Origin of the sequence: Thermophagus xiamenensis (assembly GCF_900112795.1) — a bacterium.
Taxonomy (GTDB): Bacteria; Bacteroidota; Bacteroidia; order Bacteroidales; family Marinilabiliaceae; genus Thermophagus; species Thermophagus xiamenensis.
Map to the genome: position 1 here is coordinate 1 of NZ_FONA01000029.1, position 25,100 is coordinate 25,100.

At 41.8% G+C, this 25,100-nt stretch carries 11 protein-coding genes; 10 read left to right on the forward strand and 1 reads right to left on the reverse strand.

Annotation, left to right across the window (positions count from 1 at the left end; translation table 11 throughout):
- Positions 1-205 precede the first annotated feature (205 nt).
- From BM130_RS14210 to BM130_RS14220, 3 genes are all read left to right on the forward strand, one after another.
- The gene (locus BM130_RS14210; protein WP_010527655.1) at positions 206-1,552 is read left to right on the forward strand and encodes an IPT/TIG domain-containing protein; all 1,347 of its coding nucleotides are present in this window, start codon (positions 206-208) and stop codon (positions 1,550-1,552) included.
- A gap of 103 nt (positions 1,553-1,655) precedes the next feature.
- The gene (locus BM130_RS14215) at positions 1,656-3,587 is read left to right on the forward strand and encodes a SusC/RagA family TonB-linked outer membrane protein (protein ID WP_010527654.1); all 1,932 of its coding nucleotides are present in this window, start codon (positions 1,656-1,658) and stop codon (positions 3,585-3,587) included.
- Positions 3,588-3,809: 222 nt separating this feature from the next.
- A complete protein-coding gene (locus tag BM130_RS14220; protein WP_010527653.1) occupies positions 3,810-4,697 on the forward strand; it encodes a BT_3044 domain-containing protein in 888 nt (295 codons plus the stop codon).
- 287 nt (positions 4,698-4,984) lie between these two features.
- On the opposite strand, the gene BM130_RS14225 is transcribed toward BM130_RS14220, so the two are convergent.
- Positions 4,985-9,055 (reverse strand): hybrid sensor histidine kinase/response regulator transcription factor, encoded by a 4,071-nt coding sequence (locus tag BM130_RS14225; RefSeq protein ID WP_138956885.1) that lies wholly within the window; start codon positions 9,053-9,055, stop codon positions 4,985-4,987.
- Positions 9,056-9,488: 433 nt separating this feature from the next.
- Here BM130_RS14225 and BM130_RS14230 point away from each other — a divergent pair, with 433 nt between their 5' ends.
- The 7 genes from BM130_RS14230 to lacZ all read left to right on the forward strand — a co-directional run bounded on the left by BM130_RS14230 (position 9,489) and on the right by lacZ (position 25,035).
- Positions 9,489-11,087 (forward strand): glycoside hydrolase, encoded by a 1,599-nt coding sequence (locus tag BM130_RS14230; protein ID WP_010527651.1) that lies wholly within the window; start codon positions 9,489-9,491, stop codon positions 11,085-11,087.
- A 47-nt stretch (positions 11,088-11,134) separates the two neighbouring features.
- Entirely contained in the window at positions 11,135-12,574 is a 1,440-nt protein-coding gene (locus tag BM130_RS14235; RefSeq protein WP_138956884.1) for an Ig-like domain repeat protein, read from the forward strand.
- 141 nt (positions 12,575-12,715) lie between these two features.
- Complete coding sequence (locus tag BM130_RS14240) at positions 12,716-15,763, forward strand: SusC/RagA family TonB-linked outer membrane protein (protein WP_029626603.1); 3,048 nt, start codon at positions 12,716-12,718, stop codon at positions 15,761-15,763.
- Positions 15,764-15,816: 53 nt separating this feature from the next.
- Positions 15,817-17,439 (forward strand): RagB/SusD family nutrient uptake outer membrane protein, encoded by a 1,623-nt coding sequence (locus BM130_RS14245; RefSeq protein ID WP_010527648.1) that lies wholly within the window; start codon positions 15,817-15,819, stop codon positions 17,437-17,439.
- A gap of 221 nt (positions 17,440-17,660) precedes the next feature.
- Positions 17,661-20,072 (forward strand): glycoside hydrolase family 2 TIM barrel-domain containing protein, encoded by a 2,412-nt coding sequence (locus BM130_RS14250; RefSeq protein ID WP_010527647.1) that lies wholly within the window; start codon positions 17,661-17,663, stop codon positions 20,070-20,072.
- 98 nt (positions 20,073-20,170) lie between these two features.
- A complete protein-coding gene (locus BM130_RS14255; RefSeq protein ID WP_010527646.1) occupies positions 20,171-21,808 on the forward strand; it encodes a glycoside hydrolase in 1,638 nt (545 codons plus the stop codon).
- Between the two features lie 74 nt (positions 21,809-21,882).
- Complete coding sequence (gene lacZ, locus BM130_RS14260; RefSeq protein ID WP_044138675.1) at positions 21,883-25,035, forward strand: beta-galactosidase, LacZ type; 3,153 nt, start codon at positions 21,883-21,885, stop codon at positions 25,033-25,035.
- Positions 25,036-25,100: the final 65 nt, after the last annotated feature.

The following is a 25,100-nucleotide window of genomic DNA, read 5'->3' on the forward strand; positions in this document are numbered from 1 at the left end:
TCATTTTAGCAATACTATGAATTCTAACGGACTTACCAATGGGGATGGTATGCTCTTAAAGCACCTATAACAACAATTTTAATTAACATATAACTATCTTGAAAAACTTATGTAAATAAAAAAGCCGGAATTTCAATCCCGGCTTCTGTGTTTTATTCTAATTTTTTCTTACTTCTGAAATTGCCTAATTAAAATTGAAATTTCTATGAAAACATCGGTTCTCAATCGAGCAAAGAGATGGGGGGATACAGCTTATCCGCCTATTGAAAGCTTTAAAAAAATGTTATTGTTAACGTTGGTTTCAATTTTTATTGCATTCCAATTTATTTCATGCGATGATGATGAACCACCAAGCATTGTTGACCATGATCCATCACTTCCGGTAAAACTTGAATCATTTATGCCTGATAGTGGAGGTATTCGAACCAAATTTATCGTCAAAGGATCCAATTTCGGTTCGGATATTTCGAAAGTTAAAGTTCTTTTTTCAGAAGATGAAAAAGAAGCCACAATTTTAGGTGTTGATAATGAGACAATCTATTGTCTTGTCCCCAAACAAGCAGGTGGAGACAACGTGGTGAATGTGGTTGTGGAGGACGATACTATAGCCTTCGACAATACCTTTCATTACATAGTGCGAGAGAATGTATCAACCATAACGGGTGTCCGGGGCGATAATTCGTTAGTTGACGGAAGTTTATCAGAAGCACGATTCAATTATCTTTATGGAGTAGCTGCAGTTGCTGGAGGAGATATCATTGTGGCTGAGATGTATGCTGGGAATATCCGTTATATAGCGGTTGAAGATAATAGAGTAACAACGCTTCTTACTAACTTTTTCACTGCTATGCCGGCAGTTACTAAAGATCGAACAAAAGTCTTTTTTGTTGGCAAACAGCGTCCTCACAAAATATACTTGCTAGATCAGGAAAATCTTTGGGAACCCGAGCTATTCGTTTCTTCTATCCCCGGGTTTAATGGCGACATATGGTCTGCCGCCTTCGATGATACCGAGGAATGGCTTTATTTCTTCGATAGCACTGGAAAGTTCGGACGGTTAGAAATGAACAATCCCAGTAATGTAGAGGTACTTGCAGAAAATATTCCTAGAGGAAACGGAACACATAATTGTCTGGCCTATAGTCCTTATCACGATTGTTTCTTTTATACTATCTACACCACACAGGCTGTTTATAGGCTGAGCAAAGATGGTAGCGAATATGAGCTTTGGATTGGTGGCAACGGACAGGGAGTCTCTACCGGACATCGTACCGAAGCAGCTCAGCTTTACTATCCGGGTGGTCTCACCGTTGATGAGGATGGCAATATCTATGTGGTTAATATTGATGGGAATACCATTGTAAAATGTGATCGAAAATCCGATTTCGTGAGCCTTTTGGCCGGCGTTCCTCTAACCATGGGACATAAAGATGGGCCACCGCTGGAAGCCCAGTTTTATTTGCCCTTTGGTATTTCAATTGATGAGGATGGTAATTTTATCATTTGCGAATGTTGGGGATCTGGTGTTGTCAGGAAACTTGCCATTGAATAGAAAGGAGTGAAGTATATTGCCTATGACCAAATACTACATTAAATACCTCTCCGACAGAAAATCGTTCTTCAGATAATTAAAAAAATTAAAATATTAAATTATTATGAAAAGCAAAATAATTTTTCTGGTATTACTATGCCTGAATATTTGTACGGTTCACTGGTTGCAAGCACAGGATTCAGACCAGGGATACGTCATTTCCGGAACTGTCATGGAAGAAAACGGTGAACCTCTTCCCGGAGTAAATATAGCAGTTGCAGGTGGTACAATTGGTACCATTAGCGACATGGACGGTCGTTTTAAATTGGGCAACATTGCTCCGGGGGATACCGTTATTTTTTCTTTTATTGGTTTTGATACCTATGAAATGGTGGTGAATGAAAGTAGGTCGCGTTTGAGAATTGCCCTTCAACCTAAGATTGACGAGCTTGACCAAGTGATAGTTGTAGGTCACGGAACTCAACGGCGGGTTACAACAACGGGTGCCATCACTTCGATCAATGCGGCAGACCTCCAGGTGCCTGCAGTGTCGGTAAGTAATATGATTGCCGGTAGAGTCCCGGGGGTGATAGGGTTGAGCCGTAGTGGTGAACCTGGCAATGACTTTTCAGAATTCTGGATAAGAGGAATCAGTACTTTTGGTGCCAACGCCAGTGCACTGGTTTTAATCGATGGAGTAGAAGGGAATCTTAACGATGTTGATCCAGTGGATATAGAATCATTTACTGTATTGAAAGATGCATCAGCAACTGCAGTATATGGAGTTCGAGGAGCTAATGGCGTGGTATTAATTACAACCAAACGTGGTAAAGCAGGAAAACTGAAAGTAAATTTTAAAGCCAATCGTACCTATACCGAACCAGGCCGTTTGCCAGAATATGTAGATGCGGCTACTTATGCCCGACTGGCCAATGAAGCTCGTGTAGTGCGTGGATTGGAGCCCAAATATAGCGATGTGGAGATTGAATTGTTTGAACGTGGATTGGACCCCGATTTGTATCCCAATGTTAACTGGAGAGACGAAATCCTTAAAGATCATTCCTATTATGGTCAATATAATCTGAATATTTCCGGTGGGGGTACAAATGCACGCTATTACGTCAGCCTGGGTTACCAAAATAAAGATGGTATATTTAAGCAGGATGAGTCGGCAAATAAGTACGATGTTAATGTCAACTATCACAAATATAATTTCCGCTCAAATATTGACATGGATTTAAGTCCTACCACCAAGCTTTTGTTGAGCCTGGAAGACGTGATAGCCGAACAGAATGCACCTGGGTATGGTGATGACAATAATGCCTTGTGGGCAGCACAAGCTAACCTGACGCCCGTGACCGTACCTGTAAAATACAGTAATGGCCAGTTAGCTGCATACGGAAGTAATGGCAATCAGATTTCACCATATGTATTACTCAATTATACCGGCTATAAACGAAATAGCCAAAATACGGTCAATATGAAATTAAAACTTTCTCAGGACCTCGATTTTATTACCGAAGGGCTTGATGCCTCCGGTCTTTTCTCCTGGACATATTATGGTCAGCATCAGTCGGGGCGTAATAAAATGCCTGATCTTTATTATGCTTCAGGACGGCAAAATGACGGCTCTTTGATTACCAGAAGAACGGTTACCAGTACCGATGCATCCTATTGGCAGTCAGCCTATATATCACGATCGCTCTATTTTGAAGCACAAATAAATTACAATCGTCTGTTTAACGATAAACACCGGGTTACAGGATTAATCCATGCTTACCGGCAGGACGAACGCAATTCGTATGGTGCCAATTATGATGATGTTATACCCGTTAGGTACCAGGCAATCTCGGGTCGGGCTACCGCTGCCTATAATCGGCCTATTGTTGGTATGAATGTTCGAGCTAAAAGCTCTGAAAGAGAAAAATATTATACGCGCACTACTCTTAATAATAATCTGACTCAACGAGTATGGTCTTTTAAAATGTATTTCTGGCCTATTCCTAAAAGTGCTTTGGATAAAAACTCAAAATTGAGACAAAATCCAGGATGGTAGAAGAAATTTAGAGTAGAGAAAATAGTTTATAGAGTAAGGGGAAAGGGTAAAAGGATATTGGTGGGTCGGATATGGGGTATAGTTGGGATTGCAAAATTAAGGGAAATAGAGGTTAGGATCCGAGTATTCTTGTAGACAATTTTTTTAAGAATCGCAACGCTTTACACCCTATTTCCCCTAAACTCACAATTCAAAACGTACAATTTTTAAAGAGATATTGCTATGAAACAGATAATTACATTTTTGGCATTCATTATGGCTGTGGTAACAGGGTGTAGTGAGGACAGCCCTCTTGAAGAGGAACAATATGTTAAACAAGTTTATATTGTTGGCGCTGACGAAACTACTAATATGGGGATGTCAATTGTTGAAATTCCTTACCATGATACAGAGGAACAGTCAACTTTTATTTCGGTCGCTACAGGTGGAAGTTTAAATATAGACAGAGACATTACTGTAACAATAGAAGAAGCCGGTAGTGAGCCTATTGATGATTACAATTTTAAATATCGTTCCGGAGAGGATGTGCTGTATCGCCCTTTAGATCCCTCTTATTATCGTATTCCCGATAATAAGGTGGTTATCAAAAAAGGTGAGGTGTACGGACGAATGCCTATTTTAATCCGAACGGCCGATCTTCATTGCGATTCACTTTATGCGCTGACTTTTAAAATTAAATCGGTCTCTGATCCTGATTATATTTCTATAAGGTCCACCGATACCGTGCTTATTCAATCCTACACCTTTGTGAATGACTATTCAGGAATATATCAATCCGAAGGTTATTATTACCAGTGGGTTGATGGAAAAGCTTACGGTGATTCCACTTCCATTGCCACCACAAGGAATTTTAAAGCGACTGACGCTACCACGGTTCGGTTGTTTCATCTTGCTTATACCGAAACTTATGAGAATATTGATGCATATGCTCTTACTTTTTCGATTGGAGAGGATAATTCCATTACCGTTGACGGGTGGGGAAGCATGAATATCACCGATGGGGGTGGTACTTATGATCCTGAAACCAGTACTTTCTCGGTATGGTATAATTATGAGTCAGGAGGTGCAGAATATCAATTTTCAGGCACTTTTATCAAAAGTGAGGATTGAAAATGATATCGCTATGATTTGGAAGGTTTGATACAACAAAAAACTGCAGAAAGTTTGATATAAAGAAAGGTTATACCTAATCCATGAGTTAATTTAATTTTTTATATTAAAAAGGCTGTCCGATATGTTTTGGACAGCCTTTTGTTGTGCATCGCCCTGACCGAAAAATAATTATGGGTTTATTTTTTCTTAGGCATTGGACCGTTGTCGTTCGAAGAAGCCATTGGAAATGATCAGGCATCATTGGTTTAGCACCAATTTTTATGTAAGACTTTCTGATCCAATTGTTATCCCAAATGTTTTTTCTGATATTGAGACGGTGTCATGCCAAATTCCTTTTTAAATGAAGTGCCGAAATAGCTTACGTCTTTGAATCCGCAGCGAAAAGCAACTTCGGAAATGGATAAGGTATTTTCTTCAAGCAGTTCTCTGGCTTTCATCATTTTCATTTTGCGGATGAATGTGTTGGGATTGATATTGAGCAGTTCCGAAGTTTTGCGATAGAGCATGGATTGACTAATTGATAACTCTTCGGCAAGCATTTTCACGGAAAAATCAGGATTGGAAAGGTTCTGGTCAATAATTTTCCGGGCACGGGTAAGAAAATCATTTTGATTGTTTGTTTGATTGTTGTTTGGGTTGGCCTTGAGGGATAAGGTTCTTTGTTGTTTGGCGAGCAATGCCTCTATTCTTGCCAGGAGAGTGTTCAGACTAAAAGGTTTGGTGATATAACTGTCGGCCTGTGCACGATAACCCTGTGCTCGCTCTTCTTCTGATATTTTGGCGGTGAGCAGAATAACGCTAATATGAGAGGTAGTCTTATTTTTTTTGATTTTTCGGCACATCTCAAGACCATTCATGGCCGGCATAAGTACATCCGAAATGATGAGGTTGGGTTTTTTATTAACTGCTGTTTCGTACCCTATTAACCCGTTGGGCGCTTCCATTACAGTGAAATAGCTTTCAAGACTTCCTTTCAGGATCTTGCGCAAATCGGCATTATCCTCTACTATCAGTATCTCCGGCTTGTTATCAAAGGTTTTTTGAAGGTTTTTTATTCGAAGCAGTGTTTCTTCTTCTACCTCATCCGGCTCCATAAAATAATCGGGTTCTTTTTGCGTACTGATTTCAGTAATTTCATTTTTTCCAAAAGCTTTTTTGTTGACCGGTATTGAGAAGGCTACGGTGGTGCCTTCCCCCGGCTTGCTGGTAAGTTTGATGAACCCTTTATGCGCCTCGACCATGGATTTAGTCAGCGTAAGACCTATCCCGAATCCTCCGGGTTGTTCCGGTGTGTTGTTTACCGACTGGTATCTGTTAAAAATTTGTTTTTGTCGATCATAACTAATGCCGGGCCCGGTGTCTTTTATTTCGAAGCAGGCGAGTGTCTTATTTTCCGTTTTTTTTAGAATTAGGCTCAACCTAATGGTTCCTTCGCCAGGCGTAAATTTAAAAGCATTGGATAAAATGTTATAGAGAATGATGTCTAGTTTTTCCTGGTCGAACCACAAATTGGTCTCCGGACAGCTGATCTCGCAATGAAACTCAATCTGATTTTTCCGTGCCAGTGGAATGAAATTATCGCATATGTTTTGGGTAAACAGTTTTAAATTTCCTGCACTCACCGATAACGGCAGCTTTTCCACTTCCGCTTTGCTGTAGTATAAAAATTGCCTGTTAAGCTTGTTTAGGCGATGGATATTTCTTTGAGCCAAAATGAGATCTTTTTTTAAAGGGGAAGTGCGGGCCTGCTTCCAGTCCTCTATGAGAAATGAAAGAATACTTAAAGGTGTGAGGAATTCATGTGAGATATTGGCAAAAAGACTTTGTTTGAATTTATTGAGCTTATCGGATTTTTGTCGTTCCAGATGTTCCATTTCCAGGGCATGTTTCACTTTCTGGTTTTTGCGTTCCATCAGAAAAATCAACAGTATAAAGCTACCGAAAATCAGAGCATAGAATGAAAATGCCCACCATGTTTTATAAGGTGCAGGTTTTACTTTGATAAAGAGTTGTTCAGGCTTCGGATTCCAGTGCCCCTGACTGTTAGAGCCTTTGATCTTCAGGGTGTAATCGCCCGGCTTCAGGTTGGCATAATTAAGGGTTCGCATGTCGGCATTGAGGATTCGCCATCCCTCTTCCAGGCCTTCGAGACGTACGGCATATTTGTTGTTCTCGGGCTGGGAATATGAAAGGGCGGCAAAGGTGACGGAAAAACTATTTTTCAGATGGTTTAATATCAGTGGTCTGTCGGGTGTTGTAATACCGGATACCGGTACGTTCATCACTTTAACTTCGGTGATTACTACCGGAGGAATGAAGCTGTTCGGATCTATATCTTCGGGATTAAAATAGTTGAAACCGTGATTGCCACCAAAACAGAGATTTCCCCTGTTGTCTTTAAAAGCAGCCCCTTTGTTGAAGATATTGCCTTGCAAACCATTCTCCTTGAGGAAATAATTGGAGCGAATGGAATCGCTTGTTATGGCCATTCTTGTCAGACCACGGTTGGTGCCAATCCATAGATTGTTGTCGTTATCTTGTTTGATGGCATAAATAATATCACCTGATACATAGGGGGCATAGGATAAAAATCTTTGATTAGCAGGAGTCCATTTAAAGAGACCTCCTCCTCCCGAACCTATCCATATGTTCTGTTTCGCATCCTCGAAGAGCGTTAGAATGTGATCGGTGATTAACCCGTTACGCTCTTTTTGGGCGGCCTGGAAGCGCTGAAAAAGCAATGGATAGTGATTTTTTATGTCGGACGATGACCAGTTAAGGCCTCCGTCAAAGGTGGCTACCCATAAATGACCATTGTGGTCAATTAATATTTTGGATATGCGATTGCTGCTGAGCGAAGTTTCATTGTCTTCTTCTGTAGCATATCTGATAATAAAAAAATTGCGAAAATTGGCCGGTTCGCCCGGTACTATTTTGTAAAGACCGTTTTCAGTGCCTACCCATATAAAACCCAGTGAATCTTCTTGTAAATCGTATATTTCGCGGGAAGGGAAGCTATATTGAGGGATATTTTTATTGATGATTAGATGCTCTCCGGTTTGTGGATTAACTTTAATAAGTCCCATGTAACGGGTTCCCAGCCAAAGATAGCCTTTGCTATCCCAAAGAAAACAATTGACCGTGTTGAGGTCCGAAGGCAATTGATTAAATTCCGGCAATTGAGAGAACCGGGTAAAGGACTGGTCATTGAGGTTGTATTGTCCAAAGCCCATGCTCCTGACGCCAATTAGCAACCGGCCATCGGGTGTTTGGGTGAAGGCGGTCACCGATTGCGATATGGGGGCATCCGAAGATCCGTTGATGAATAAAGTATTGAATAGTTTTAATTTACTGTCAATTTTATTGATGCCACCACCTGATGTCCCTACCCATATTAATCCTGACGCATCACATAAAATGGTGAAAGCTTCATTGTGCGAAAGTGTTCGTCCGGTTGTTTCGGTACTGAATTTTAAATGAGAAGGGTTTGATTGGTTCGGGTTTTGAAATTGGTGTAAGCCTAAAGGTGTGCCTACCCAAAGGTTATTCTCTTTATCAAAGCATAAATCAAATATAATATTGGCAACATCTGATTCATTGTTGTTTTCTAATAAAATATGTTGATCTATTATTAACGAATCGTCCTGAAAAGAGAATTTGAATATGCCATTGCCCCATAATCCCAGCCAGTAATCATTGTCGCTACTCTGCACCATACTAATAGGTGAAAAATGGGTTATATCATAGGGTATTTCTTCCTTTGTCCATGATTTAAGAATGTTTCTGGAAGGATTTACCACAGTAAGGGCGCCGCGCCAGGAACCTATCCATATATTTTCTTTGTGGTCCCGATAGATAAGTGTTATCCAGTCAGAGTTCATGCCTGTTTCCTTCCTGGAGATATTGTAACTGGCAATAATTCCCTTTTGAGGGTCCATAACTTCTACTCCCGCACCTGAACTACCCAGCCATACGTGGTTTTTTTCATCTACAACCAAGGTATATATAAGGTTATAAGATAGCCTGAATGGTGCCACTGTTTGGGTATTGTAAAATGTAAACGTTTCATTCTGGAGGTCCAGGCGTGCCACACCTCTATCGGTGGCACACCATAAATATCCCAGTGAATCTTCATCAATATCGTTAAAAGTATTGGTAATAAGTCCACGATCATGGTGTCGCGATATGGAAAAGGTCTTGAGCTCATACCCGTCATACCGGATCAGTCCTTCCGTTGTACAAAACCAAATAAACCCCTGGGAATCCTGAAAAACTTTTCGAACATCATCCGAGGGAAGGCCCTTGTCACTGTTAATGATATCAATAATATAATTGCCCTGTGACGGGTCCGCCATCAGAACGAGATGATCAAGGGTTAAAATAAATGAAATTATTAACAAAATGTTAAATGTATGGCGATAAGATTTCATGCTTTTGGGATCTTTTGCGATGTGGGCTTAACAGGGTTATTGATTGAACGTCGGTCTTGCTTGTTTTATCCAACTTTTTCAGGTTCTTTCTTCCCCGCTTTTTACACAATTTATAGGTGTTGGTTTACGCTAATAAACAGTTTTTGTCTTTGTAAATTATTCAAATGTACGAAAAATTATGAATGAAAACTCGACTATAGATATAATGGTAAGTAAATCAGGTGAATAAAAAACATTTAAATGTCTTTATAAAGAATAAAGTGAATAAAAAACAAAGACAAATGAATGAAAAACAAAGGACCTGTGCGTATAGATTAACTTATTTTGATGGTGATGATCAAATTTTAACATAAATAGTATGCGAGGCACAACATTTATTATTGCTGTGTTGATTTGTATATCAGCATCGGTTTTTGGACAAAAAGGAAAATTAATCTCTTTTAATATTGAACCGGAACGCGAATTTCAGGTTATACATTCATTTGGGGCATCAGATGCCTGGCGATGCCAGTTTATAGGTTTAAATTGGCCGGAAGCCAAGAAACAGCAGATGGCCCGGTGGTTATTTAGTAAAGAACTGGATAAAAAGGGTAACCCTTTGGGAATAGGACTATCGATGTGGCGATTTTACCTTGGGGCCGGGAGTATGGAACAAGGCGACAGCAGCGGAATTGTAAATCCCTGGCGCCGGGCTGAATGTTTTTTGACCGCTGACGGCACTTACGACTGGAGTAAACATGCGGGTCAGCAGTGGTTTCTTAAACAGGCTCTTAAATATGGTGTGGAAAACACCATGGCTTTTTCCATCTCAGCCCCTGTTTTTTATACCGTAAACGGAAAAGCTTTTTCTCCAGGGGAAGGGCGTACCACCCTAAATGTTCGGGATGATTATTTGGACGATTATGCACGCTTTTTGGTCGATGTGTGCCAATATTTTGAGCAAGAAGGTCTTGGCTTCGATTATTTAAGTCCGTTTAATGAACCTCAATGGAGTTGGGACAACCCCACCCAGGAAGGAACACCGGCCACCAATGAAGATCTGTTTTTATTTACTCACCTGCTCAATCATGAAATGCAAAAACGTGGTTTAAAAACCCAGTTGGCCTTGGGTGAAGCTGCCGAATATCAGTTTCTTTATCAAAAATCAAATAAACATCTGGGGGCATCGGAGCAGTTTTATGATTTTCTATCCCCTGAAAGCCCTTATTATGTAGGAAAATATAGTCATGTGGCACCCCTGTTTTCTGCGCATAGTTATTTTACCACCTGGCCAGTTGAAAAATTGATTGATGTTAGGAAAAAAGTTAGAGAAAGCCTGGATAAAATAAATCCCGCATTCGATTTTTGGCAAAGTGAGTTTTGCATCCTTGAGAAAAACGACGATATAAAAGGTGGACATGGTCGTGACCTGGGTATGGGTACCGCTCTCTATGTGGCTCGTGTCATCCATTATGATTTAACGCTTGCTAATGCTACTTCATGGCAATGGTGGACTGCCATTACACAATGTAATTACAAAGATGGTCTTATCTATATTGATAATGGCAATGATGGTATCCCATCACAAAATCATCCCGATAATGAAAAATTAAAATACGATGGGCACTTCCATGATTCCAAATTATTATGGGCTTTAGGTAACTATTCCCGGTTTGTTCGACCAGGTATGGTCAGAGTTAATGTGCTGCTGGATGACGGTAATGATCTGTACCAGCAGGCGCGTTCTCTTATGGTGTCGGCCTATAAAAACAATATTGCTGATGAAATCGTGGTGGTTGCCGTGAATTATTCCGATGATGTATATGATGTTAATATTAATAACTCAGAACGTTACGAAAAAGATGTAAAGACTTACATCACTTCCGAAACGCATGACCTGGCATTCTTTAGAGAAAAGATTGATAATTTGAAAATCGCTCCGAGAAGCGTGAAAACTATCATTCTGAAAATACGTTAAGACTAATTTTTAAATAATCGATATAAAATAAATTTAAACATGGGTTTATGAAGAAAAATGTATTTAGTTGTTTAATGGTGGCATCCATCATCTTTTTCAATTTATTATGGGGATGTGATGATGATGATGGCCAATCGTGGAGCGTGGATAGCGATCCGGTTTTTCAGTTAGCTTCAGCAGAAATTCATACAGAGCAAGGTCGAACCATTCGGATAGAGGGTGTGGCATCTGATGAAGTAGGCGTAAAAAAAATCAATTTGAAAATTGATGACTGGTATCTGGACCGGGACATCCAGATTTCAACCAATGATTCGTTGGTTAAAGAGTATGACCTTTGGTATGACTTTGAAGTGCCTGAGGATGCTGCTACCCGGGAATACACCATTCAGATTACCGTTTATAACATGGGCGATCGGTCGGTTAGTGAAACCGTGAGTGTTTATATGGATGGTGATTTTGTGTCTCCTGTGCTTGACCTGCAAAATCCGGTCGATGGATTAACCCTGGCACCTGAAGGCGAGATTCCTGTTGAAATTTATGCCCTTCTGAGTGATTCGCGTCAGCTCGGCTATTTTGTGGCCAAAGAGAGCTCTATCAATTTCTATGATAGTATTTCCTTTATGGGTACCGGTGCGTTGAGTTATGAGTACCAATATACGGCAACGCTTCCGGCTGAAGTGGGTGAATACCATTTTGAGTTTCTTTTGGCCGACAGCGCCGGGAATGTGGTTTCCGAAACTCGTTTGGTAAATGCATCCTTCGATTTTGAAAAGATGTATCTTGCCGATGTTGATACTGAGGAAGCCTTGACTTCCGACCTTTTTGGTGTGCCAATGGTGATTACCAAAACTGCACCCTATAACTTTGAAGCTCAATATTATTCTGAGGGTCCTGGTACCGAGATTCGTTTCATTCCTCAAACAACCAGTTTTTCACCCCACTGTTATGGTGTTGATCCGGACAATCCTGATAAACTGATTAATGATCCGGAAACCGCTTTACCTATTGTATTGGATGGTAAAGGTTATTATCGTATCACGCTTGATTTGGAAAATCTTACCTACGAAGTAGAGTCATACGTTCCGGATGATTGGTATTTTGAACCTAAAATGGAATATCCCGATGATGAAACCTATATCGAGACAGAGTATGTTGGTAACCTGGGAATTGTAGGTAAAGGCTTCCCGGAATATCCTGATCAAAACTGGGCTACCTGGGCTGCTATTGAATTTGAGCGTGACCCTGAAAATAATTACAGGTTTTATAAAACCCTGGATATGGAAGGTGACGTGGAATTTATATTCCAACCCGAACATCCATGGGGCTGGTGGCCTGAACCTTTCTGGCGTTTCGACAGTAAAGAAAATCCCGAAAAAACAGTCTTGAAAGGTGGAGATAATGTTGCTTTAACGGTTCCCGTACGGACAACGTATAAAGTCACTTTTGACAGTCACCTTAACAGGGCTAAAGTAGTACCGGTAGAGTAAATTTTTTTCCCCAGGAATCTTTCTTTGAATTCCGGGATGAATTTTAAGGTTTAACTGATTGCGAGAGATTGATGTGTTTTTTATAATAGAATTTTGCCAGGATGGACATCACTCGCAGAACATAAAATAAAATTGAATATTATGAGTAAATATATAATTAAGTCAATTTGGCTTTTAGCAATATTTTTCTGTTTCTCAGTCTCAATGCTGGGTCAGGAACGAATAATTAAAGGGGTAGTGGTCGATTCTAACGGTGAACCACTTCCAGGAGTATCCATAGCCATTAAAGGAACTACTACCGGCACAATTACTGATGTGGATGGTAATTTTATGGTGGAAGTCGAGCCTTCAGATGTGCTTCAATTTAGCTTTATCGGATTCAATAACTTGGAAGTACCTGTTGAGGGTAATACTTTCTTGAATATCGTTATGGAAGAATCTCTGGTAGCCTTGGACGAGGTGGTAGCTATCGGATATGGTCGGGCAAAAAAGAGTGACCTGACCAGTTCCATTACTTCAGTAAAAGGGGAAGAGATGAAAACCATGAGTGTGGGTAACCCCGTTGAAGCATTGCAAGGAAAGGCACCAGGGGTACAGGTGGTTGCCGGAAGCGGGCATCCCGGAGCTTCCCCAAAAGTGTTGATTCGAGGCTTTACCTCGCTGAATCTTTCTACCGACCCCCTCTATGTGGTAGACGGTGTTCCTATGGGAACAAACCTTAATTTTTTAAACACTAATGAAATCGAAAGCATTGAAGTGCTTAAAGATGCTTCCGCATCAGCCATCTATGGTAGCCGCGCTTCCAACGGGGTGGTTCTGATTACTACCAAGAGAGGAGAAAAAGGGAAAACTCAGTTTTCAGCCGACTTATCGTATGGTTTTCAGGTTTTTGAAAAACCTTACGATATGGCTAACGCCACCGAATATGCAGAAATTATGAATCAGTCACTTCAAAATGCCGGACTGGACGAACGTTTCCCAGATCCTGCCAGCCTCGGCGAAGGAACTGACTGGTGGGGCGAAGGTGTGAATAAAGTGTCACCGCAACGCAACTTCAGCTTCCAGGCTTCCGGAGGAAATGAGAAACACCGGTTTGCTGTCAGCCTTAATTATTACGATCAGGAATCATTTTATAACTCGGGAAACTGGCAGAAATTTACAGCCCGTCTGAGTTCCGATTGGGAATTTGCCGACTGGATCTCTGCCGGGGTCATGGTAAATCCCCGTCGCGAAGCCTGGGATGATACCCCTAACTGGTATCAGGATTATTTGTTGATTGATCCCATAACACCTATATATCGTCCTGTAGAAGAGCAGGCAGGACTGAATGAATATAGTATTTACCAGAGATCCTATTATACTTATGTATGGAATCCCATAGCTCGGGATGCCCGTCAGTTTGATGAAGGCGGTTACTACGCTTTGGCTGCCAATGCTTATGCCGAAATAAAGCCGGTAAAAGATTTGGTGTTCAGAACTCAGATTAGTGGCGACTATAAATTCTCACACGACGACGATTTCGAGCCCGATTTCGTAATTGATGGAGCGCATGAGAAAAATGAGATAAATTATGTTTATCGAAGCCATGACTTTAATTCTTATTGGAATTGGACCAATACTCTTACTTATTCGATTGAAACCGATGGTCATAATGCATCAATAATGGGAGGTGCCACCCTTGAAAAATGGGGGTATAGATATATTAACGGCACCAAAGACGGAATTCCCAATAACAGCGATCCCTTACGTGAACTGGATGCTGCCACCGAAAATCCAGAGGTGAACGGAAATTCGTCAAGCACCTCTATTGAGTCGTTTCTGGGCCGTATTAGCTACAATTATTTAAACCGTTATTATGTGACGGCCACCTACAGGGTTGACGGATCATCCAAATTTCTCGATAATAATAAATGGGCAGCCTTTCCCTCGGTTTCTGTGGCATGGCGTATTTCTGATGAAGATTTTATGAGTGGCGTTGATTTTATTGACGACTGGAAATTACGTGCCGGTTGGGGACGCCTGGGTAACCAGAATCTTCCTTCCAATGTTTATACATCGAGCATCGGTCAGGATTATTATGTTTTTGGTCCGGGAGAAGGTTCTTTAGTGAATACCACCTATCCCTCGAGCATGAAAAATGAGGATATCAAATGGGAGACTGTGGAGGATATTAACCTTGGTACCGATTTCACATTATTCCGTAACCATATTGATGGTTCGTTGGAATATTACCAAAAGAAGACCAAAGACATGATCTTCCAGCTTCCGTATCCCAACTACAGCGGATATCCCGACGATGCCAAAATTTGGTCCAATGTGGGATCCATGAAATCCCAGGGAATGGAGATGGCTTTAAATTATCATAACCATGCTGGTCGGTTGAAATATGATGTGGGGGTTACCTTTACAACGGTAGCCGTCGAAGCTACTGACCTGCCCGATATTACCCCGGTTGTATATGGTGATAATGAATATACGCGAACTGTTGAAGGTGATGAACCTGGCTATTTTTATGGCTACAAGACAGATGGTATTTTCCAGAACCAATTCGAAATAAACGCCCATGCTAATGAACATGGAGCATTGTTGCAAGAATATGCGCAACCCGGCGATATACGGTTTGTTGATGTGAATGGTGATGGGGAACTTAACGGGGAAGACCGTACCAAGATTGGAAGTCCCTGGCCCGACTTTACTGGGGGCGTCAATGTACGCCTGGCCTATGACCGTTTTGACCTTGTGGCTAATGTGTATGCCAGTGTTGGCAACGACATCGTGAATTGGGTGAAAGGGGATCTCTACAATACCGAGAACTCCGATAATAACGTCATTTCAGGGTTATTGGATAAAGCCTGGCATGGAGAAAATACCTCCAATGAATACCCCAGAGTGTCGCATACCGACCTGAATCAAAATTTCTCTCGTTTCAGTGACTTTTATGTGGAGGATGGTTCATTTGTGAGATTAAAAAATATTCAGTTGGGTTATTCTTTACCGCAACCGGTTTTGGAGCGTATCGGTCTGACCAAATGCCGCTTTTATGTTTCCGGGCAAAATATCTTAACCATTACCGGTTATGATGGTGTAGAACCGGAAGTGTCCGGCGATAATGTTTTAAACTTTGGATTTTCTGGATGGACTTATCCCGTTCTTCCAACTTACCTACTCGGAGTTAATATTACCTTCTGACGAGATTGTGAAAGATAGTCAGATTATAATGTAACGGTACAAAAACAATAATTATGAAGAGTAAAATATTAAATATATTAAATATGTTACTGGCAGTGGTCCTTTTAGGTGGCCTCTCTGCCTGTGAAGACTTCATTGACATTGAAGAAAGAGGATCACAAAACCTGGATAATTATTTTGCCAATGAGTCGGAAGCCGAGGCTTTTGTTAACGGACTTTATAAATCGTTTGCCAATTGGGACGACTGGTGGCAGCAAATCATCCGTCTTACTAATATTATGGCAACCGACGATGCCTGGATGGGAAATCTCCAGCAGGATCCCAGCGATCATTATGCCCTGGCGCACTATTTTGTGGAATCTTCCAATGCACCGGGTTCTCTTAAAAATTTCTATACCTACAAATATCTGAATATTGGTTCCTGTAATATTGCCATTAGTGAAATTCCTAATGCTGACATCAATGAGGAGCTGAAAGAAAGGTTAGTAGGCGAGGCTAAATTTTTTAGGGCCTTTAGTTATTGGGAATTGGTCCAAAATTTTGGAGATGTGGTTCTGATTACCGAGCCCGAAGGTACTTCAGGATTAAACAAAGGACGTTCCCCTAAGGCTGAAGTGTATGCGCAAATTGTAAAAGATTTAAAAGAGGCTGCCGCTGTATTGCCCGAAGCATATGATGATGAGGATCTGGGAAGGGTCACCAGCTGGGCTTGTAAAGCATTGTTGGCGCGTACTTATCTTTTTATGCAGGATTATGATAATGCCTATGCCTATGCCGACACCGTCATTCGTGAAGGTTCTTTCTCTCTGGAACCCAACTTTGTGGATATCTGGAGCGTATATAATCACCACGGGGTAGAATCTATTTTTGAGATTAATGCCAGCAGCGAACAAAACTACAATGTTGGAAACCGTTTTTCGGTGGTGATGTGTGCTCGCGGTGAAATTTGGCCCGAAGGTGAAGAGGATAAAATCATGGACGGATGGGGTTGGTGTGTTCCTTCTTCTAATCTTGAACAGGCTTTTCTCTCTGAAGGAGATGAAATTCGACGGAAAAGCACCATTATTACTGTTGGTGATGCGGTTTATGGTGATGAAGAAGAGAATCCCAATTACCAGTTTAGTTTAGATATTAATAAATCGGGTCGGGTATGGCGAAAATATTACGTGCCTATTAGCATGCGCCGCCAACTGACAACTAAAGATAGACACATCCCATTGCCTATGATTCTTCTACGACTGGGAGAAATGTATTTGACAAGAGCTGAGGCTGCCTATTTTCTCGGGAACGAAGGGCAGGCTAAAGAGGATATCAAAACCATTCGGGCAAGAGTGGGATTAGGTGATAAAGACGATTTGACAGGTAATGATTTATTGTATGCCATCTGGAAAGAACGTCGACTGGAATTGGCTTCCGAAGGGTTACGTCTCTATGATCTTCGCCGCCAAATCGACCCTGTTTCAGGAAAACCTCGTATCGCCGAAGCTATGGGGCCTAGTGGTTATTTTGTTCAGTATAATCTTTATGAAAGTACTGACCCTTATGAAACCATTCACCCTGAAGAGCCACAAGACAAAGGAATTCGGTTTAAGGAAGGTCAACATGAACTGTGGCCTATTCCTCAGTCAGAAATTGACAGAAGTAACGGTGTGATTTCTCAAAATCCGGGGTATTAATATTTTTTGAAAATATATGATTGGAGGGAATGAAATTGTTTAAAGGATATGATGTTTCTTGGTTTTTGAATTTGAGTTCAAATAACCTTGTGGAAAATTAGTTTTCCTTTATTTCTTCCGAAATTTCTGATTTAAATGTAATTTCATGCCCCGGATACTTTGTGAAATTCACAGGTTGTCCGGGGTATTTTGTTTCTAAATAAGTACTTATATTGTTTGTTATGAAATTATTATTGTTTTTTTTGATATTGGTGATAGATGTCTCCCTGCTTGGTGCTCAGGTCTCTTTTGGTGAACCGGAAAAGATCAATGCCCACTGGTTTTTTAGTAAAGAGGACTTGCAGGAGGCTTCGCTAAAGGATTTTGATGATGCCCACTGGCATAGGGTAGATCTGCCGCATGACTGGAGTATTGAAGAGCCCTATAGTCCTACTCTGGCCAGTGCCACAGGTTATTTGCCCGGAGGTATCGGTTGGTATCGGAAACATATTAATATCCCGGAACACAAAAAAGGCCAAAAGGTTTATGTTTACTTTGAAGGTATTTATCGTAATGGTTCTGTCTTTATTAATGGACATTTCGTAGGTATGCGTCCTAATGGGTATATCTCATACATGTATGACATTACCCCCTGGATTGATTTTGGTGAAGAAAATGTTATTGCGGTTAAGGTCGACCATTCAAAATTTATTGATTCACGATGGTATACTGGTTCCGGTATTTACCGGGATGTTTATTTGATATATGCCAATCCTGTTCATATTGCCCAATGGGGTGTCTATTATCATACCCAAATGAAAAATAGAAACAGGGCGGTCGTGGAGGTTGAAACGCGTGTGCATAATACCACTCTGCAAGAGAAAAATTTAACGGTTAAGCAGGATATTTTTGACAAAGAAGGTCGTTTAGTTGCTTCTACTTCATCAACGATAAAGGCCGTGCCCGGTGATTCCAATTTGGTGCGACAAAAATTAAGGTTAGTCAAACCGCAATTGTGGTCGTTGGAAAACCCCTATCTTTATGATTTGAAAACAAGTATATTGGATGATGCTCAGCCTATTGACCAAACCACTACACGATTAGGTATCCGAACTCTTGGCTTTGATCCTGACAAGGGCTTTTCACTAAATGGAGAAAATTTAAAGGTGAAGGGAGTTTGTCTGCACCATGATGCCGGGACTCTTGGAAGTGCCGTACCCAAAGAGGTTTGGAAACGGAGGCTAATAACCTTGAAATCGTTGGGCGTGAATGCTATTCGTACCAGCCATAATCCGCAGGCACCGGTTTTATATGACCTTTGCGATGAATTGGGGTTTTTGGTCTTGAATGAAGCTTTCGATGAGTGGGAGTTCCCCAAAAAGAAATGGGTCGAAGGATGGAATGTGGGAACACCGGCTTTCCAGGGCGCTTATGAGTTTTTTGAAGAGTGGGGAGAAATTGATTTGAGAGATATGGTATTGCGAGACCGTAACCATCCTTCGGTATTTATGTGGAGTATCGGCAACGAGGTGGATTATCCCAATGATCCCTATTCTCATCCCATACTGGATAAAGAAGGCATTCAGCAGCAACATACCAAAGGTTATCAACCTAATCAACCCTCAGCCGAACGCCTGGGGGGCATCGCCAAGCGTTTGGCGGCTGTTGTCAGAGAGTTTGATGCTTCCAGACCTGTTACGGCAGCTCTGGCCGGCGCTGTTATGTCTAATGAAACAGAATATCCCGGAGCCTTGGATGTGGTAGGCTATAATTATACCGAACGTAGGTATGCGCAAGACCATAAGACTTATCCTGACCGGATATTTTATGGCAGTGAAAATGGACATTCCTATAAAGCATGGAAAGCCGTTACCGACAATGAATACATCTTTGGGCAATTTCTATGGACCGGAATTAATTATTTGGGAGAGGCAGGGCGATGGCCGTCACGTGGTTCCAATTCCGGATTGTTGGATATGGCAGGATTTATAAAACCCCGGGGATTTTACAGGAAAAGTTTGTGGTCCGATGATCCAATGATTTATGTGGGAGCCTATCCCATATCAAAAGGTCGGAGATCGCTCATCGATGCTCCCAAAGTATGGAATTTCCAGGAAGGTGACTCTGTAAGGGTTATCGCCTATACCAATTGTGGGTCAGCTCAGTTATACCTTAACGGCGAATTAATAGGCTCAGAAAAAAGTCGAAATGAAGAAACCGGCGTTATCATCTGGGATGTGGTTTATCATCCCGGAATACTTGAAGCACGAGGTATTAATGAGCAGCGTTTAGTGGCATTGGACCGGATAGAGACATCGGGCCGTCCTTTCGCCATTGAAGCTCATCGTTGGAATGATAATTCGGCAGTTAAGGCGGGGGATGTTGTACAAATAGAAATCCGCATTGTAGATGAAAAAGGACGATATGTTTTTCTGTCGGATAATGAAGTAACCTGCATGGTTCATGGGCCGGCGAAGCTTTTGGGGCTTGAGGCAAGCAACACTTCCGATATGGGTAATTACAATGACAATAAACAACGTGTTTACCAGGGACGAATGATTGCCTACATAAAAACCGAAGGAAAAGGTAATGTTGAACTCTCTTTTTCTTCCCCTTGGCTGAAAAAGGAGATTGTCACATTTGAGGTGGAATAGTGAAACATTTAAATATTTTGTGTGCCTTTTATATGATACTTTTATTCTGATAATGGACGAATTCTCTTTGGTGAATTTAAATCTGAAATTAGAAAATTATGATTAACTATATAAAGTATATTTTCCTGACAGTAATAGTATTTTTTTATCTGTCAGGATGCAAGGATAGCAATGATGAGCCAGAGAATAATGATCCCGGTTCACTGGGTGAAGTAATTTATATTGATCCTACCGTGACTTACCAGGAGATGGAGGGTTTTGGGGCATCCGATTGCTGGCGGGTGCAGTTTGTGGGCGAGAATTGGCCACTGGAGAAAAGAGAAGCCATAGCTGACCTTCTGTTTAGTCAGGAAACGGATGAGGAAGGAAATCCCAAAGGAATTGGTCTTTCATTGTGGCGGTTTAACATAGGTGCCGGTAGTGCAGAACAAGGGAATGAAAGCAATATAGATAATTCCTGGCGCAGAGCTGAATGTTTCCTGAATGAAGATGGAACTTATGATTGGACCAAACAGGCTGGGCAGCAGTGGTTCCTTAATGCTGCCAAAGAACGGGGCGTCGAATCCTTTCTGGCTTTTGTTAATAGCCCTCCGGTTTATTTCACTAAAAATGGAAAAGCATATTCACCCGGGGGGAATAATATCAACCTGGCAAGTGGTCGAATGTCCGATTTTTCAGAGTTCCTGGCTGCTGTGTGTGAACATTTTGAAGATGAAGGAATGGGTTTTGACTTTTTAAGCCCGGTAAATGAGCCGCAGTGGGATTGGGAATCTTCAGGCCAGGAGGGGTCTCCTGCCACCAACCAGGATATTGCCACTTTGGTCCGAACGTTATCAACCGATTTACAAGGAAGGAATCTTCAGACGCAGGTTGTTGTGCCCGAAGCCGGCGAGTTACAGTATCTTTACCAAGCCAATGGAAAGGAAGAGCGCGGTAACCAGATAGATGCATTCTTTAATCCTTCTTCATCTTATTACATTGGTGATTTGCCTAATGTTAAGGATGTTGTTTTGGGACATAGCTACAGGACCACGGCGAACCTTACCACTCTGGTGGACGTAAGAAACAATCTCGGAAGTAAATTGGGTGGATACGGATTTTCGCCGGGATTTTGGCAAAGTGAATTTTGTATCCTTGAATATAGCGATGATATTGGGGAAGGCTGGTCTCGCGATTTGAGTATTGCTACTGCTCTGTATGTTGCGCGGGTTATCCATTTCGATATCACTCTGGCCTATGCCAGTTCCTGGAGTTGGTGGACTGCCCTGTCACAATATGATTACAAGGACGGACTGATCTATTTGGATAACGGCAACGGAGGTATAAACGGTCCCACTCATCCCGACTCGGAAGCCCTCAAAACCGATGGATATTATCGAGAATCCAAATTGTTGTGGGCTCTTGGAAACTATTCCAGGTTTGTTCGTCCGGGTATGGTGCGGGTGAAAGCAGGATTTTCCATACCCAAATCTGAGGAGTATCTGGCCACCAATGTGATGTTTTCTGCCTTTAAAGATACGGATGAGAATAAACTGGTTTTGGTTTTTGTTAATTATTCCGATAGTGATAAGAGGTTGACAATCGGTAGTTTGGGAGATTCATTTTCCATCGTCGGAAACACATTTGATTCTTATACCACTTCTGCCAGTGATGACCTGGAAAAGGGCGAGATGCCCGCCGATGAGATTGTTATTGGCGGTCGTTCCGTGGTTACACTGGTGGGTGAGATGGAATAAGGTCCTTAAAAGTTGTTTTTGTTTGAATGTCAACTAAATTTGTTTTTGCAGATAATTTGTTAAAACATAAAATCATGAAACGAAGTATTTTATTTTTAGTGATGAGTCTTTCTCTTTTCTCATGTACTCGATACAACGATTACAGCAATGTTCCCTTTGAGGAGAAGTCACCCCCGGACTGGGAAAATCCGGCGGTTAATGAAATAAATAAGGAAGAGCCTCGGGCATGGTATGTACCCTTTGCCAGTGAGGAAGAAGCGTCGAAAGATGACATATGGGCTTCATCGTTGATAAAGAGCCTTAATGGGGAGTGGTTGTTTCATTTGTCGGAGAATCCCTCTGAACGGCCGAAATGGTTCTTCAAAGACGATTATGACATCCGGGATTGGGGAACTATTAAAGTACCTGCCAATTTTGAGTTGGAAGGGTATACTTATCCTATCTATACCAATTCTCAGTATCCTCATGCCAAGACACCCCCGACGATTCAGGACCATTACAATCCGGTAGGTTCCTATAAACGGACCTTTACCATTCCGGAAAGCTGGAAAGGGAAAGAGGTTTATCTGCATTTTGGTGCAGTGAGTTCAGCCATGTATGTATGGGTTAACGAGCAATTGGTAGGTTACAGTGAAGACAGCAAAACACCTGCCGAATTCAATATCACCTCTTTTTTGAAGCCCGGAGAGAATACTTTGGCCGTAGAGGTATACAAGTGGTGTGACGGGAGTTATCTGGAAGACCAGGACTTCTGGCGGTTAGGCGGTATCACGCGGGATGTGTTTTTGATGGCTCGCGAGAAGCAACACATAAGAGACTTTAAAGTGACCGCAGGATTAGCGGATGATTATACTACCGGGATATTTAGCCTGGAAACAGAATTGGAAAATGTATCAACCACAACGCCAGTAACCCTAGAGGCGATCTTATATGATGGTACTGCTGTTTTGGACCGGTTCACCGCAGAAGTAACCGAAGGTACCGCAACCTTTAAATCGGAATATGCCAATGTCAAACGATGGAGTGCAGAGACGCCCAATTTATATCAGTTGGTAATAAAGCTGAAAGACCCGAGTGGTCAAGTATTGGAGGTACTGCGTCAGGATGTAGGGTTCCGTCGGGTTGAGATTAAAGGGAATACACTGTTGGTAAACGGACAATATGTTTACCTGAAAGGTGTAAACCTTCATGAGCATCATCCGGTGACAGGGCATGTGGTTGACGAAGCTACCATGATAAAGGACATCCAAACGATGAAGATGCATAACATCAACGCAGTACGGACGTCGCATTATCCACAGCCGGAGCGATGGTACGAGTTGTGCAACCGCTATGGATTGTATCTGATTGATGAGGCCAATATCGAGTCTCATGGCATGGGTTATGGAAAGGCATCGTTGGCCAAAGATACGGTCTGGAAGTCCTCACATCTTTATCGTACGCGCAATATGTACGAGCGGGACAAGAATCATCCCTCAATCATCATTTGGTCATTGGGTAATGAAGCCGGAAACGGTGTAAACTTTGATGCCACGTATGATTATTTGAAATCTCAAGATAGTACCCGTCCGGTTCAATATGAGCAGGCGCATGGTGGACGCAATACAGATATTTTCTGTCCAATGTATGCCAAAATAGAGTGGATGATAAAATATGCAAAGGAGGACGGTAGTAAGCCGTTAATACAATGTGAATATGCCCATGCAATGGGTAATAGTGTGGGAAATCTTCAAGATTATTGGGATGTTATTGAATCATATGAAGTAATGCAAGGAGGATTTATCTGGGACTGGGTAGACCAGGGGTTACTAACCGAAAATGAAAATGGTGAGCAATATTGGGCCTATGGCGGCGACTTTGGTCCTGATACAGTTCCGTCGGATGGTAACTTCTGTATAAACGGCGTGGTGAATCCCGACCGGGTTCCACATCCCGCTTTACAAGAGGTTAAGAAAGTTTATCAATACATTAAATTTCGACCGGTAGATTTACAAAAAGGCAGCATATCAATAGAAAACAAGTATGCCTTTATTTCAACCGACCTGTTTGATTTTGAGTGGGATATTAAAGGCAACGGCGAATTGATAAAGAGTGGGAACTTTGGTAAGATATCACTTTTACCCGATGAGAAAGCCACGGTTAATGCCGATTTGAATTTTACAGTAAAACCCGGCACAGAATATTTCCTGACCGTAAGGGCAAAACTAAAGGAAGAATATGGGTTGGTTCCGGCAGGTACGGTATTGGCAGCCGAGCAATTCCAATTGCCGGTATATGTTCCCGAGAAGACGCCACAGGAGTTAGGAAAGATCAAATACGAAGAGCAAGGCGATCAATTACTAATAACGGGCGAAGGGTTTAGTGTAGCCTTTGACATGATAAAAGGGGTAATGACCAGCTTTAAGTCAGAAGAAAAGGAACTGTTATTGAAAGGTCCCGAGCCTGACTTCTGGCGTGCACCTACCGATAATGATTTTGGGAATAACATGCCCATCCGCAGTCGCATGTGGCGAAAAGCCGGTGAAAACCGTAAGGTTACCAAAGCCGAAGTGGAAGAGAAAGGTGAGGGCCAGCTAATGGTCAAATTTGAATATGACCTGTTGAACAGTGAGAATGGTGAAAAAATAGCAACCTATCACAGCACGTATTTGGTAAAAGGCAATGCCGAAATAGAAGTGGATAATCATTTTGCCATGGCAAAAGATAATCTTCCTGAAATACCGCGTATGGGCATGACCTTGCATATGCCTCGCGAGTATGACCAAATGACGTGGTATGGCCGTGGGCCTCATGAATCATACCAGGACCGCAAGACCAGTGCGTTTGTTGATTTGTATAGCGGCAGCGTAGCGGATCAGTATTGGCCATATATCCGTCCGCAGGAGAATGGTAATAAAACCGATGTCAGATGGGTTATGATAACCAATTCTGAGGGGGAAGGACTGAGATTCGAAGGCAAACAGTTGCTGGAAGTGTCGGCTCATCATAATATCATGGAAGATTTTGAGTCGCCCCGACGCACCGACGGACGGTGGGAAAAAGGCGAAGAGCGTCCTGTCCAGCGCCATACTACCGACGTGAAACCGCGGGATTTGACCTCGGTAGATATTGATTTAAAACAGATGGGTGTTGGAGGTGACAACAGCTGGGGCGCCTGGACGCATGAGCAATACCGCCTGACCGAAAAATCGTACAGCTACGGGTTTGTTATAAAGCTTGTAAAATAGATTTGTTGGTGAAGAACCAGCTAAGTTGTTTAAACAATTGTTCCTTTAGCTGGAAATTAAAATAG